General features: G+C 64.2%; 10 protein-coding genes. 9 read left to right on the top strand and 1 reads right to left on the bottom strand.

Features of this window, described 5'->3' with window-relative positions; translation table 11 throughout:
• Nucleotides 1-40 precede the first annotated feature (40 nt).
• The 8 genes from msrB to BM374_RS34270 all read left to right on the top strand — a co-directional run bounded on the left by msrB (nt 41) and on the right by BM374_RS34270 (nt 12,570).
• The gene (msrB, locus tag BM374_RS34305; protein WP_092302952.1) at nt 41-553 is read left to right on the top strand and encodes a peptide-methionine (R)-S-oxide reductase MsrB; all 513 of its coding nucleotides are present in this window, start codon (nt 41-43) and stop codon (nt 551-553) included.
• 191 nt (nt 554-744) lie between these two features.
• Nucleotides 745-3,021, top strand: a complete 2,277-nt coding sequence (locus BM374_RS34300) for a flagellar hook-basal body complex protein (protein WP_092302950.1) — start codon at nt 745-747, stop codon at nt 3,019-3,021.
• A 34-nt stretch (nt 3,022-3,055) separates the two neighbouring features.
• The gene (gene flgK / locus BM374_RS34295) at nt 3,056-4,936 is read left to right on the top strand and encodes a flagellar hook-associated protein FlgK (RefSeq protein WP_092302948.1); all 1,881 of its coding nucleotides are present in this window, start codon (nt 3,056-3,058) and stop codon (nt 4,934-4,936) included.
• Between the two features lie 18 nt (nt 4,937-4,954).
• Nucleotides 4,955-7,339 carry a flagellar hook associated protein gene (locus tag BM374_RS34290; protein WP_092302946.1) on the top strand — a complete coding sequence of 795 codons (2,385 nt, stop codon included), beginning with the start codon at nt 4,955-4,957 and terminating at the stop codon, nt 7,337-7,339.
• A gap of 73 nt (nt 7,340-7,412) precedes the next feature.
• Nucleotides 7,413-8,198: a methylenetetrahydrofolate reductase gene (locus tag BM374_RS34285; RefSeq protein WP_092302944.1), complete on the top strand. Its 786-nt coding sequence runs from the start codon at nt 7,413-7,415 to the stop codon at nt 8,196-8,198.
• 11 nt (nt 8,199-8,209) lie between these two features.
• A complete protein-coding gene (locus tag BM374_RS34280) occupies nt 8,210-9,811 on the top strand; it encodes a hypothetical protein (protein ID WP_092302942.1) in 1,602 nt (533 codons plus the stop codon).
• Between the two features lie 18 nt (nt 9,812-9,829).
• Complete coding sequence (locus BM374_RS34275; protein WP_092302940.1) at nt 9,830-11,077, top strand: ATP-grasp domain-containing protein; 1,248 nt, start codon at nt 9,830-9,832, stop codon at nt 11,075-11,077.
• Nucleotides 11,074-12,570, top strand: a complete 1,497-nt coding sequence (locus tag BM374_RS34270) for a pyridoxal phosphate-dependent decarboxylase family protein (protein WP_092302938.1) — start codon at nt 11,074-11,076, stop codon at nt 12,568-12,570. Before BM374_RS34275 ends, BM374_RS34270 begins: the two co-directional genes overlap by 4 nt.
• A gap of 72 nt (nt 12,571-12,642) precedes the next feature.
• Here the strand turns inward: BM374_RS34270 and flbT are convergent, their stop codons facing one another.
• The gene (flbT, locus tag BM374_RS34265; RefSeq protein ID WP_092302936.1) at nt 12,643-13,083 is read right to left on the bottom strand and encodes a flagellar biosynthesis repressor FlbT; all 441 of its coding nucleotides are present in this window, start codon (nt 13,081-13,083) and stop codon (nt 12,643-12,645) included.
• Between the two features lie 323 nt (nt 13,084-13,406).
• On the opposite strand from flbT, the gene BM374_RS34260 reads away from it, so the two are divergent.
• A partial coding sequence (locus tag BM374_RS34260; protein ID WP_143270319.1) for a DUF1522 domain-containing protein occupies nt 13,407-14,354 on the top strand: 948 nt, incomplete at its 3' end.

The raw sequence follows: 14,354 nt of genomic DNA, 5'->3' as shown, positions 1-14,354 counted from the left end.
CCCGTATCTCAGGGCGTGGTCCCCGCGCACGGAGAATGAGATGTTTGACCGCCGAATCCTGCTAACCACCGTCGCCGGCCTGTTTGGCCTTTCGGCCTTCCGCTGGCTGAGGGCAGCGCCGGCAGCAGCCGGCGAGAAGGCCGCGCAAAAATTCGAGATCGAGAAGACCGACGCCGAGTGGCGCGCCCAACTGACGCCGCAGCAATACGAGATCCTGCGCAAGGAGGGCACTGAGCGGCCGGGCTCCAGCCCGCTGCTGAACGAGCATCGCAAAGGCGTCTTCGCCTGTGCCGGCTGCGACCTCCCGCTGTTTACCTCGGAGACCAAGTTCGAGAGCGGCACGGGCTGGCCGAGCTTCTACCAGCCGATCGAGGGCAATGTCGGCAAGACCGAGGACCGCACCTTCGGCATGGTGCGCACCGAGGTGCACTGCCGGCGCTGCGGCGGCCATCTCGGCCACGTCTTCGACGACGGCCCGAAGCCGACCGGATTGCGCTACTGCATCGACGGTTTCGGGCTGGTGTTCCATCCGGCGACACCGTCGGCGACGTAGGGCGTCGATTGATGAGATTCCCCGGCAATTGTTGCCGGTCCGGCAATTATGCCCCGGTCATCTGATCGGGGCATCTTCATTTAAGTCATTGATTTTCTGACGATACCCGCTTTGGCATAGGCCTTGCGACTGTCTCCCCGATTGCGGCCATAAGTCGATCCGCCGCCGCGACCGGATTTGGAGACAAAGTTATGGGTATCTTCGATGCAATGAATACCTCGGTGGGTGGTCTGCAGGCGCAGTCCTTCGCGCTTCAGAACATTTCCGGCAACATCGCCAACTCATCCACCACTGGGTACAAGGGCATCGGCACCAGCTTCGTCGATCTCATTCCCGACGCCTCCGTCCCGAGCAAGCAGGTCGCGGGCGGCGTGACGGCAAATGCGAAGGCCACCATCACCACGCAGGGCACGATCTCGTCCTCCAGCGTCGCCACCAACATGGCGATCACCGGTGATGGCTTCTTCTCGATCCAGAAAGCCACCAGCATCGTCGACAACTTGCCGCAGTTCAGCGGCGTCACCTATTACACACGGCGCGGCGACTTCCAGCTCAACGCCAACGGCAACCTCGTCAACGGCGCCGGCTACTATCTGATGGGTGTCACGGTCGACCCGAAGACCGGAAACCCGACCGGCAACGTGGCGTCCGTCCTGAAATTCCAGAACAACTTCATCCCGGCCCAGGCGACAACCTCGATCCAGTACGCCGCGAATCTTCCTTCTCAGCCGAACACGGCGGCGAGCTCGACTGCGGCGAGCAAGACGCTGCTGGCGGCGGGCGGCCTGAATCCGTCCGATTTCGCCGCCAATCCGTTGCCGGTCGGTACCCCGCCCCCGCCTTATGTGAACGCAACGATCTCCGGCGGCGCCGCTACCGGCAATCTGCGTTCGCCCTACACGTCGACGACGGTAACTGGTTCGGTGGCGCTTCTGAACAGCGCTTCGGCGGCGGCGAACAGTGCCACGTCCCTCGACCCCAGTGCATCCCCGCATCTCGCCGCCTCGCTGGCCGGCCAGACGCTGTCGATCAACAATGGCAGTGGCGTTTATACGATCACCTTCGACAACACCATTTCGGGCATCACCACGACTGCCACCAGCACCACGATCGGTCTCAAAAGCCCCACCACGAATACGGTGAACGATATCCTTAATGCGATTGCAACGGCCGGCGGGGCCGGAAACGGCGTCACCGCGGCGGTCAACACGAGCGGCAACATCCAGATTACCGGCGGCGTGAACGTCGATCTTACGATCAGCGGTACCGCGGCCACTACGCTTGGCCTCAGCAACGTGACGCGCGGGGGCAACGTGCTGTCCACGCCTCCGATCACCGGCAACACGCTGCTCAGTGGCGCCGCGACGGCCGGCGGCGCGGAAGTTCTTTCAACGGGCTTCACCGCGGGCCCCCCGACGGCCGATACGATCACGGTGAACGGTCAGCTACTGACTTTCGTCTCTACGGCCCCGCCCATCGCCAACCCGAACCAGATCAGCACCAGTGACACCATCTCGACCTTGCTTCAGAAGATCGACTATCTCAGCGGCGCTTCGGGCTCATCGATCAGTAACGGCGTGATCACGCTGAATACCGGTATCGCCAGCCCCGCCCTGCAGATATCCAGCAGCAACACCGCTGCCCTGGCCGCGCTCGGCTTCACGTCGGCCATCAACAAGCCCCGCGGTGGTGGCGGCACCGCCGGCACCGGCACCGTGATCGGCAACGATATCGCCACGTTTACCAAGGAATCGATCAGCGGCGGCGCGGTCACCGCCTACAACGCCGCAGGCACGCCGGTGAACCTGCAGCTCCGATGGGCCAAGACCGACAGTGCCTCGCTGGGCACCGGTCATACCGATAGCTGGAACCTGTTCTACCAGACCGATCCCGCCGCCACCGGCACGACAGTCGGCTGGGTCAACACCGGACAGACGTTCACCTTCGCCGCCGACGGCTCGCTGACCTCGCCGAGCGGCTCGGGCGTCACCATCAACAATGTCAGCGTCAGTGGCCAGCAGCTCGGCTCTGTCGCCTTCAACATCTCCTCGGGCGGGTTGACGCAATATGCCAGCACCAGCGGCGCGGTGACCATCAACACCATCACCCAGAACGGCTATGCTGCCGGCCAGCTCCGCTCGGTTGCGGTCAACAACAGCGGCCTCGTGGTCGGCACCTTCTCCAACGGCCAGAACCTCGACCTCGCCCAGGTGACGTTGTCGCACTTCAACGGCACCAACTATCTGAAGGCAATGGACGGCGGCGCTTATTCAGCGACCGACCAGTCGGGGCCGGCGATCGACGGCGCCTCAGGCAGCATCAGCGGCTCGTCCCTGGAAGGTTCGAACACCGACATCGCCGACGAATTCACCAAGCTGATCGTGACCCAGCAGGCCTATTCGGCCAACACCAAGGTGATCACGACGGCGAATTCGATGGTCCAGGATCTCCTCAACGTGTTGCGCTGATCGGCGCGTAACGTAACCAAAGGCGGCAAGTAAGATGGGTTTGAGTTCAGCCCTTGCCAGTGCGATGAGCGGTCTGCGGGCCAACCAGGCCGCGCTCTCGATCGTCTCGTCCAACGTCGCAAACTCGCAGACGCCGGGTTATGTCGCCCAGACGCCGAACCAGATCGAAGTCACCACAGGTGACTTCGGCTCGACGGCGAAAACGACAGGCGTCAGCCGCGAAATCGACGGCTATGTGCAGAACCAGCTGCGCACCGAGACCGGCGGCAGCGGCTATGCCGACCAGATGGCCAACATCCTGAAGCAGCTTCAGAGTGTCTATGGCACGCCCGGCAACAGCGGCACGCTTGAAAACGCGCTGAATACCTTCACCTCTTCGCTGCAGGCGCTCTCGACCAGCGCAGGCTCGTCCTCGGCGCAGCGGGTTGCGCTCGGTGCCGCCCAGGCGCTGGCGACGCAGCTCAACGTCACCACCAAGGGCATCCAGTCGCTGCGCTCCAACGTCGAGCAGGATCTCAGCACCTCCTCGCAAGCCGCCAATGCGGCGCTGAACCAGATCGCAGACATCAACACCAAGCTCCAGGGCCTGTCGCCGACCGATCCGTCCGCGGCAACCCTGATGGACCAGCGCGACCAGGCCATCAACAGCCTGTCGAAATATGTTGACGTTCGCGTCACCACCGACGGATCGAACCAGGCCAACATCTATACGACGACGGGTGTCCAGCTGGTCGGTGCGGGATTGGCCTCGCAATTCTCCTTCGCGTCTTCCGGCGCGCTGTCGGCGACCTCGCTCTACAATATCGATCCGGCCAAGTCCGGCGTCGGAGCGCTCACCCTCAAGCTGCCGAACGGCTCGTCCATCGACGTCGTCGGCAACAACGTGGTCTCCTCCGGCCAGATCGCGGCCGACCTGAAGCTGCGCGACGAGACCCTGGTGCAGGCGCAGAACCAGGTCGACCAGCTCGCCGCGACGATGTCGAGCGCGCTGTCGGACAAGACCACGGCGGGTACCACCGTCTCCGGTCCGCCTGCCGGCTTCGACATCGATCTTTCCGGCGCGCAGCCGGGCAATAGCGTCAACATCACCTATACCGATTCCACCAATACCCAGCGCCAGATCACGCTGGTGAACGTGACCGATCCGGCGGCGCTGCCGCTGCAGAACGCCACCAATGCCAATCCGATGCAGATCGGGGTCAATTTCGCCAATGGCATGGGGGCGATCGCCTCCGCGCTCAACACCGCGCTGTCAGGCTCGCACCTGACGTTCTCCGCAGCTCCCTCGCCGGCGACCGCGACGACGCTCCGGGTTACCGATGACAACAGCGGCCTCGCCAAGGTCAATTCGGCGTCGAGCAGCAAGACGGTGTCCTCGCTGACCTCGGGCGGTCCGCAGCTTCCGCTGTTCACCGATGGCGGGCAGGCGCTCTATACCGGCGCGATCACGAGCTCGGGCTCGCAGATGACGGGCCTTGCCGGGCGCATCGCCGTGAACACGCAGCTCACCGCCGACCCGACCAGGCTGTCGATCTACAACACCTCGCCGGTCACGCCCACCGGCGACACCACGCGCTCGGACTATCTCTACTCGCAGTTGACGAATACGGTTTTCTCCTATTCGCCGCAGACCGGTCTCGGCTCGGCGAGCCAGCCGTTCACCGGCAGCGTCTCGAATTACCTGCAGCAATTCCTCAGCGTGCAGGCCAACGCCTCGACCCAGGCGACCGCGCTCCAGCAAGGCCAGAGCGTCGTGGTTTCGACGCTCCAGGCCAAGTTCAACTCGACCTCCAGCGTCAATCTGGACTCGGAGATGTCGAACCTGATCCAGCTCCAGAATGCCTATGCCGCCAACGCCCATGTGATGTCGGTGGTGCAGAGCATGATGAACACGTTGATCCAGGCTCAAGGGTAATCAGTAGGGCTCTGAAACATGTCGATCAGCAGCATCAATTACGGCTCGTCGATCCTCGGCGCACAGATCCGTAACATCAATCAGCAGCTCACCGACCTGTCGACGCAGCTCTCGACCGGCAAGCTGTCGCAGAATTATTCCGGCATGGGCACCAACGAGGGCTTTGCGATCGCCTCGCGCGCGCAGCTCTCGAACATCGCCGCCTATACCGACACGATCACCAACGTCAACGTCAACATCAACCTCGCCAACACCGCGCTGCAGTCACTGACCACGATCCGCAATACCGTGCAGACGGGCTCGGCCAGCACCGCGCAGGATCTCAATGTCAACGGCCAGACGGTGGCGCAGAACACGGCCGCCGCGCAGTTCGGCTCGATGGTTGGCGTCCTCAACACGCAGTCGGGCAACCGCTATCTGTTCTCCGGGACCGCCTACAACACGCAATCTGTCGCCGATGCCGGCGACATCATCAACGGCACCACGACGCAAGCGGGCCTGAAGACGGTGATGGCGGAGCGCCAGGCCGCCGACCTCGGCGCTAACGGCATGGGCCGGCTTGTGCTGGCGTCGCCGCAGCCGACGCCGAGCTCGGTGAAGGTGTCCGAAGACGTTGCGGGGTCGCCGTTCGGGCTCAAGCTCAAGGCGGTGTCTTCGACGCTATCAGGCGCGACCGTCACCGGCCCGAGCGGCTCGCCGGTGTCGTTCTCGGTCGATCTCAATGGCGTCAACCCAAACAACGGCGACAAGCTCAGCGTCCAGTTCACGCTGCCTGACGGTTCGACCGAGCAGATCGACTTGACCGCGTCCACGGCTGTCCCGACGCCGGCCGGCAGTTTCGCCATCGACCCCGGCAAGCCCAATGCGGTGCCACCGGTTGCTCCCGACCCGAACATTACGGCATCTAATCTCAACACAGCGCTGAACATCGCAATCAAGAAGCTGGCTGGCACCTCGCTGGTGGCGGCATCCGCCGTTGCGGCAGGCGACAATTTCTTCAATACGGCGGGGTCGGCTATCGCGAATGTGGCGGCCGCCGGCAATTTTCGCTCGGCCTATACCTCGACGACCGGGACGGGCTCGGTCGCATTGCAGGACAGCGCATTGGCGGCTGCCTCGACGAGCACGTCGCTCGATTCTTCGGCGACACCCCATCTCAACGGAGCTATTCTCAACGCGCTCGCCAACGCTCCGACCGGTACCACCCTGACCATCACCGGCGCGAGCGGCGCCCACACCATCACCTTCGACCCTAACGTCACCACGGTCACGACGGCCGGCGGCAATACCACGATCGGACTGGCTTCGGGCAGCGCCGCGAAGATGTCTGATATCTTGAATGCGATCGCGACGGCCGCCGGCATCCCCTCCGCCAACGTGACCCTGAGCGCCAGCGGCAATATCCAGATCGCGACCGGCACCGGCACAGACGTGGCGGTCGCCGGCGGCGCGGCCACGGCGCTCGGTCTCAGCAGCGTGACGCGTGGCGGCAACGTACCGTCGACGCCCCCGATCACCGGTTCAACCGTGCTGAGCGGCACGGCGACCGCGGGCGGCCCGGAAGTCCTCACGGCGGCGTTCCAGGCGGGGTCGGCTCCCGATACCATCACGGTGAACGGTCAGACGCTGACTTTTGTCGCCTCGGGCGCCACCGGCCCGAACCAGATCAACGTTACCGACAACATTACAACTCTGCTGAGCAAGATCGATCAGCTCACCGGCACCTCGAAGCCGTCGACCATCCAATGCGGCGTGATCACGATCAATACGGACGATCCCGGCAGCCTCAACATCACGAGCTCGAACAGCGCGGCGTTCACGGCGCTCGGCTTCACGTCCTCCCCGGTTACGGCAGCAAAGCCTCCGCTGCGGGTCGGCTCTTCGCCTCTCGGCTCGGCGACGACGCTGGTGAATGGCTCGGCCACCACAGTGAAATGGTACACCGGCAATGACGGGCCGGGCTCGGCGCGTTCGACCGCGGTGGCGCGGGTGGATGACTCCGTCACCGTGCAATACGGCGCGCAGGCCGACGAGACTGCGATCCGCAAGCAACTGCAGGCGATCGCCGTGTTTGGGACGTTCTCGACATCGCCGACCGGGCAATATGCGGGCGGTCAGGTCTCGGCCCTGGCGCTGCGGACCACGCAGGCGCTGACGCCGCAGCCGGGGCAGCAGAAGATCGAGGACATCCAGACCGACCTTGCGATGGCCCAGAACACGATGAAGGACGCGACCACGCGCCAGACCCAGGCCAAGGCTCAGCTCCAGACCATCGTGGACCAGGCGGAGTCGGCCTCGCCCGACCAGGTCGCGAGCGAAATCCTGTCGCTCCAGAACGCGCTGCAGGCGTCCTACCAGACGACCGCCAAACTCGCGGAGCTCTCGCTGGTCAAGTTCCTGTAACGGCGCATTAAGGCGCCGTTAACCATGCCTCTTTACCTCTTGGAGAGGGTTTGAGCGGGGGGCGGAGCCGTCAATGTCGGACAACATGCAATTGGTGGTCGCGACGCCCTGCTTCGGCGGGCAGGTGTCGAGCATTTATGCGAGCTCGATCTTCGCGCTCCAGCGCGCCGTGCACGGCATGTCCAATCTCGGCCTCAAGGTGCTGTTGCGCGACGGCGATGCGCTGATCACCCGCGCGCGAGCCAATCTGGTCGCGATGTTCCTGGACGACCCCGACGCGACGCATTTCCTGTTCATCGACGCAGATATCGGTTTCAAGCCGGAGCAGGTGTTCCGGCTGATCGAATGCGGCGCCGATGTCGTCGCCGGCTGCTATCCGATCAAGCGGGTCAATTGGGACAAGGCGAAGCGGGCAATCCAGTCTGGCCGCACCGATGTGCCGGCCGCCTCGCTCGACTACGTGCTCGAGATCGAGGACCCCGATCGCATCGTGGTGGTCAACGGCTTCACCCGTGTGCGATATGCCGGCACTGGTTTCCTGATGATCCGGCGACAGGCGCTGGAGGCGATGTGCCGTCATCCTGACTATGCCAACCTGCAGTTCTTCCGCGAGCATTCGCACGACTCGCTCGTCACGAGCCAGAACAGGTTCGCCTTGTTCGAATGCATGATCGATCCGGCGACCGGGACTTATCTTTCGGAGGACTTCGCCTTCTGCAAGCGCTGGACCGATATCGGCGGTGAGATCTGGGCCGACATCCAGAGCCCTCTCGATCATGTCGGTCCGTCGGTCTTCCACGGCGACATTGCCTCGCAGTTCGCAGCCGCGCCTGCCGCTGCGGCGGTGGACGCGGCGTGAGCCTGCCCGGGATGAGCATCGGCGCATCCCGCCTGTCAGACATCGAGCGCGCATCCGAGGGCGGCTCGCGCCATCGCCTGCGCGATCTCTTCACGCCACTGGATACGTTGCTTGTCTCCGGCGGAGACGGGCGGCTGGCGCTCGACCCGAAGACGCGCGTCAACGCCCATGGCTGCGCGCCGTCGCCGGAACCCCATATCTGGAATTTCGGCTCGTCGACCGCATCGACGATCTCGCAAGAGGCCTATGACCGTGCGGCGCTGGCGCGCGAGGAGCTGGTGCACAAATCGCTGTTCGACGAGGTCGAGATCGCCTTCGACCGGCGCTGCGAGGACCTGCGTGACGAGCTGCGCGGTCACTTCCAGCTGCCGCCCCGCGTCGACATCGTGTTCTCGCCATCGGGCACGGACTCCCAGCTCCATGCCTTGTTCCTGGCCCACGCGATGCTCGGTGCTCCGCCGGTGACGATCGTGGTCGGCGCCGACCAGACCGGCAGCGGCACCGTTCATACCGCGCGCGGCCACCATTTCGGTGCGATGACGGCGAGCGGCGTTGCCGTGCGCAAGGACGCTGCGATCGCGGGTCTTGCCGGCGACAGCATCGCGGTGCCGCTGCTCGACGCTGCTGGCCTTATGATGCGAACCGACGCGGATGCCGCGGTCATGCGCGCCATCGAGGACAGCCTCGCGCAAGGCCGGCGGGTTCTGTTGCACATCATGGATTCGTCAAAGCTCGGCTGGCGCGCGCCGAGTGCCGCCTGTCTCGATGAGATCGCGCGGCGTTGGCCGCGCAAGGTTCAGGTCGTCGTCGATGCCTGCCAGGCGCGGCTCGGCCGCCGGCGGCTGGGATCCTATCTCGATCGCGGTTACATGGTGCTGGTGACCGGTTCGAAATTCTTCGGCGGGCCTGCCTTCAGCGGTGCGCTGCTGGTGCCGAAAGGCATGTGGCGCGTGCTTGACAGGATCGAAGGGATCGCGCCCGGCTTCTTTCACTATGCCGGCCGTTGCGATTGGCCGACGGCATGGACGGCGCTGCGCTCGCGCTTCGAGCGTCGGCCGAATTTCGGTCAGTGGCTGCGCTGGGAAGCCGCGCTGGCCGACATCGGCAGCTACTACGCCGTGCCCGGCGCGTTCCGCGCCAAGGCAATGGCTGAGCTTGCGGCAGGCATCGACAGCATGATTGCGTTGTCGCCGTCGCTGCGGGCCGTACCTGCAGCAGTCGGCACTGCTGATGCTGACGATGAAGAATTTGTGCAGCGTTCGATCTTTCCGTTTACGCTGCTGCGTAACAACAAGCCGGTGTCCGTCGCCGACACCAGTGCCGTGCATCGCGCGCTTGCGCGCGACATGAGCGGTGATATCGTCGGCAGCGACGCCGACCGCGAGGTTGCCGCGCAGCGCTGTCTCGTCGGGCAGCCGGTGCGGCTGGAGCAAGCGGACGCCGCTCCGCAAGCCGCGTTGCGGCTCTGCGTCGGCGCGCGGCTCGTCACCGAAGCCTGGTCGATCGACGGCGCGCAAGCGCAAGCTAATGTGCAGCACACCCTCGATCGCATCGCCCATGTCCTGGTGAAGATCGAGCTGCTGCTTGACCGTACCGCCGCCGTGCCGGCGTAATCCGTATTCGAGGTGTAGATGTTGCATCCGCTTGCCGCGCCCAATTATGCCGACCGTATCGGCTTCGCGCATCTGACCCGACAGGCCTTCGAGGGCGTCGATCTACATCCGTTACGCGACCAGCTCCTGGCGCGGATCGCGGAGGGGACGGCGGAGGCAGGCGAGGGGCTGGATCTGTCGCTGATTGCCCAGTTGATGGGCGAGAAGGAAGCCGGCCTCGTGATCCAATCCGAGGTGCTGTCGTTTCATCAGCTGTTTCGCACGCCTGCCGCCGTGCCTAAGCCGGGGTTGCGCGTGCTTGCACTTGCAGCCGACATCGACATGGGCGGCAACACGCCGATCGAGTTCTTGCTCGAAGACTCCGACATCGAGCTCCTGACGCTGTATGTGACCAAGGACAAAGGCCTGCCGGAAACATTGCCCGAGCACGACGTCGCCATCGTAGTCGCATCCGATTCCGAGGAATGCCGCGAAGCGCTGGCGCTGATCGAAAAGGCCGCGCCGCACTGGCCGCGACCACTGCTCAATCGCCCCGCGCTGATCGGCAATCTCGACCGCGACAAGCTGTTCCGGCTGCTGGCCGATATCCCGGGTCTCGACATTCCCGTGACGGCTCACGCAACGCGCGCGCAATTGACTGATCTCGTGGAAGGCCGGATCGCTTGCGCGGACATCACGGGCGAATTGCACTTTCCGATGATCGCGCGGCCGCGCGGCACGCATGCCGGCGTCGGGCTTGCGAAGCTCGACGATGCGGCCGCCCTCGCGGCCTATCTCGCCGAGCGGCAGGAGCAAGACTTCTTCGTTGCGCGTTTCGTCAACTATGCGGGCCCCGACGGGCTGTTTCGCAAGATCCGACTCGCCATGGTCGACGGCAGGCCTTATGCCTGTCACATGGCGATCGCCGATCGCTGGGACATCTGGTATCTCAACGCCTATATGGCATTCAGCGAAGAGAAGCGCGCCGAAGAAGCCATCTTCATGCAAGACTTCGACCACGCCTTCGCGGAGCGCCACAGGCGCGCGCTCGACGTAATGAGCCGGCGGGTCGGGCTCGATTATTTCATCGTCGATTGCGCCGAGAATCAGAACGGCGAGCTGCTGGTGTTCGAGGCCGACAACACCGCCGTCGTGCACAACATGGATTCGCCTGTCGTGTTTCCATACAAGCCGCCGCAGATGCGCAAGATCTTTGCTGCATTCACCGCGATGCTGTCGCGGCACGCCAAGGGCACTGCAAAGGCGGACGTGGAGAGTGCGGCATGAACGAGATCATCCGCAATCCGCAAGCCGGCGTTTCGAATGGATCGCTCGATCCGGAGGACTGGAGCGAGTTTCGGGCGCTCGCTCATCGCATGCTGGACGATGCCATCGATGGCATTGCCAATGTCCGCGCGCGCCCGGTCTGGCAGCCGATCCCCGACGAGGTTCGCGCGGCTATCAGAACCGATGTGCCGCGCGAGGCGACCGATCTCGCCGAGGTCTATCGTGAATTTTCCGAGCATGTCGCGCCTTACGCGACCGGCAACGTTCATCCCGGCTTCATGGGCTGGGTGCATGGCGGCGGCACGGCGGTCGGCATGATCGCGGAGATGCTCGCGGCCGGCCTCAACGCCAATCTCGGCGGTCGCGATCACATGCCCATCGCGGTCGAGCGCCAGATCGTCGAGTGGATGCGCGTCCTGTTCGACTTTCCGAAAGGAGCAAGCGGCATCTTCGTCACCGGCACGTCGATGGCGAATCTGATGGCGGTGCTGGTGGCACGTACGAGCGCGCTCGGCGCGCTGGCGCGGCAGCACGGTCTCGGCAACGGCGGCGCGCTGCTCACGGCCTACGCATCGAAGGCCGCGCATGGCTGCATCTCCCGCGCGATGGATATCGCCGGCTTCGGAACCGATGCGCTGCGCAAGATCGATGTCGATGTCGACCATCGCATCGACGTCACCGCGCTGCGCGCACAGATTGCTGTCGATCGCACGGCCGGGTTCAGGCCGTTCCTGGTCACGGCGTCTGCAGGGACCGTCGACATCGGCGCGATCGACGACCTCAGGGCGATCGCGCAGCTGTGCCGGGAGGAGGGAATCTGGTTTCACGTCGACGGCGCCTTCGGGGCGCTCGCGATCTTCTCGCCGGAGCTTGCGCCGCTGCTCGACGGCATCGCGCTTGCGGATTCGATCGCACTTGATTTCCACAAATGGGGCCAGGTGCCTTATGACGCCGGCTTCCTGCTGGTGCGCGACGGCGAACGTCACAGGCAGGCCTTCGCGCAGCCGGCGGCTTATTTGAGCCGTGAGGCGAGGGGGCTTGCGGCCGGCACCGTGTGGCCGTGCGATCTCGGTCCTGATCTGTCGCGCGGCTTCCGCGCGCTGAAGACGTGGTTCACGCTGAAGACGTTCGGCATCGACCGGCTGGGTGCGGTGATCGCCCGGAGCTGCGCGCTGGCAAAATACCTGGAGGCGCGCGTGCTCGCCGAGCCGAGGCTCGAGCTGCTCGCGCCTGTCAATCTCAACATCGTCTGCTTCCGATACCGCGCTGGCGATGCGGTCAATCGCGAGATCGTCGCCGATATCCAGGAGTCCGGCATCGCCGCGCCGTCGGGCACGACGCTGGACGGCAAGTTCGCGATACGCGCCGCGATCGTCAATCATCGCACCGCCGAGACGGACATCGACGCACTGGTGTCGGCCGTGATCGAGTTCGGTACGAAGCGCACCGGCGGATTGATCGAGGTCGAAGCGCCGCCGCTTGCGACGCAGTAGCCACGACCGGCTGAAACGACAACGGCCCCGAAAGATGATCCGGGGCCGTTGTCGTTCTCGTTAGTCTTGAGATCAGGCGGCCGTGCTGACGTCGGTCTTGCCTGCTTCGGTTTTGGGATGCGTGGCCTCGAACTGCTCACGCAGCTTGTCCTCGTAGGCGATCAGTTTGCGGGCATCCTTCAGGGCGCGGTAGAGGTCGCCGCTCATGATGTTGTTGTTGATGCCCTCGATGATGGACCAGGCGCTCGGCACGGCGGTGACGATGTCGCGCACCAGGTTGAAATAGGTGCCGTGCTGGCTCTGCGGGTCCGGCGAGATGTACATGAGCTGGACCGCCAGATAGACCAGCTTGGCCGGCGTGTTGGCCGTCTCCGGCGTCAGGATATCGCGCTCGCGCAGGATCGGCACGTTCTCGCCGTCGATCAGAAGGCGGGCGCGCTGGTCGGTGTTGGTGATGACGCAATTGCCGACGATGATGCGTTCATGCGGTTTGAGCTCGACCTTGAGCGCCATGCCTGTTCTCCATTAACCCGCTTGTAACGAGCGGCGCGCGCTTCCCGGAATAATGGCTGCCCGCCCTGATTTGGGTCCAATCCTTGCTGAATGTGGTTAACGGGTCGTAAAGATTTCCGTGGGAGCCGAAAAGAAGAATGCTTTCAGTATCTTGCTGCTCAGCAATGGAGCTGGGCATAACTTTGCCAAACGCCGTTTTGGGTTCGAAGCGGACAAACCGGGGGTTTCATTTCACGGATTGTTAGAGGCTCGGAGGCACCGTCCGCCCGTCGTTTGATCAATATCGGTCAAACAGGACGCGTAGCTACCAGAAAGGTAACAGTATGTCCGGTATCGTCCTCTCCGCATCGGTTCGCCAGAACCTGCTCTCTCTCCAGTCCACCGCCGACCTCCTCGCCACCACCCAGTCGCGTCTGTCGACCGGCAAGAAGGTGAACTCGGCGCTGGACAACCCCACCAACTTCTTCACCGCCCAGTCGCTCGACAATCGCGCCAGCGACATCAACAACCTGCTCGATGGCATCGCCAACGGCGTGCAGGTGCTGCAGGCCGCCAACACCGGCATCACCTCGCTGTCGAAGCTGCTGGACAGCGCCAAGTCGATCGCCAACCAGGCGCTGCAGACCACGGTCGGCTATTCGACCAAGTCGAACGTCTCGACCACGATCGCCGGTGCGACCTCGTCCGACCTGCGCGGCACCACGACCTATTCGAGCGCGACCGCGTTGACCAACGTGCTGTTCGACGGCACGGCCGGTGGTGCTCACGCTGCATCGAGCACGACCACGCTCGGCAGCGCGGCCGTCGCGACCGTCACCGGCACGGCGATCAACGCGGCCACCACCGCGGCCAAGCTCTTGAACGGCGCAGGTGCGGGCGACGCCAACGCCGGTGTCGTTGCAGGCGATACGTTCACCGTTGACGGCAAGACGATCACCTTTGCTTCGGGTGACGCTCCGACCACGGCACCTACGGGATACACCCAGGTCACTGCGATCGCCAACACGACCACCGGTAACGTCTTCACCGACGCCAATGGCAACTCGCTCGTCTATCTCGGCTCGACGACGAAAGCCTCGATCGGTGACGTGCTGACCGCAGTTGACATCGCCAGCGGCGCGCAAAGGAACGTCTCGGGTACCCTGACGTCCAACGGCGGCCAGACGCCCTCGACCGTCAACGGCAGTGGCGCGTTGGTTCTCAACAGCTCGACGGGCGCTGATCTGAGCATCACCGGCAAGGCGGACACCCTGAAGGCTTTGGGGCTGACC

The sequence above is a fragment of the Bradyrhizobium sp. Ghvi genome (assembly GCF_900115265.1).
Lineage (GTDB): Bacteria > Pseudomonadota > Alphaproteobacteria > Rhizobiales > Xanthobacteraceae > Bradyrhizobium.
Note: the sequence above shows the minus strand (reverse complement) of the source record. Positions and strands in the feature narration are given on the sequence as shown.

Coding starts and splice junctions, on each gene's coding strand:
- msrB (WP_092302952.1), top strand. CDS start 41: ATGTTTGACCGCCGAATCCTGCTAACCACCGTCGCCGGCCTGTTTGGC.
- BM374_RS34300 (WP_092302950.1), top strand. CDS start 745: ATGGGTATCTTCGATGCAATGAATACCTCGGTGGGTGGTCTGCAGGCG.
- flgK (WP_092302948.1), top strand. CDS start 3,056: ATGGGTTTGAGTTCAGCCCTTGCCAGTGCGATGAGCGGTCTGCGGGCC.
- BM374_RS34290 (WP_092302946.1), top strand. CDS start 4,955: ATGTCGATCAGCAGCATCAATTACGGCTCGTCGATCCTCGGCGCACAG.
- BM374_RS34285 (WP_092302944.1), top strand. CDS start 7,413: ATGTCGGACAACATGCAATTGGTGGTCGCGACGCCCTGCTTCGGCGGG.
- BM374_RS34280 (WP_092302942.1), top strand. CDS start 8,210: ATGAGCATCGGCGCATCCCGCCTGTCAGACATCGAGCGCGCATCCGAG.
- BM374_RS34275 (WP_092302940.1), top strand. CDS start 9,830: ATGTTGCATCCGCTTGCCGCGCCCAATTATGCCGACCGTATCGGCTTC.
- BM374_RS34270 (WP_092302938.1), top strand. CDS start 11,074: ATGAACGAGATCATCCGCAATCCGCAAGCCGGCGTTTCGAATGGATCG.
- flbT (WP_092302936.1), bottom strand. CDS start 13,083: ATGGCGCTCAAGGTCGAGCTCAAACCGCATGAACGCATCATCGTCGGC.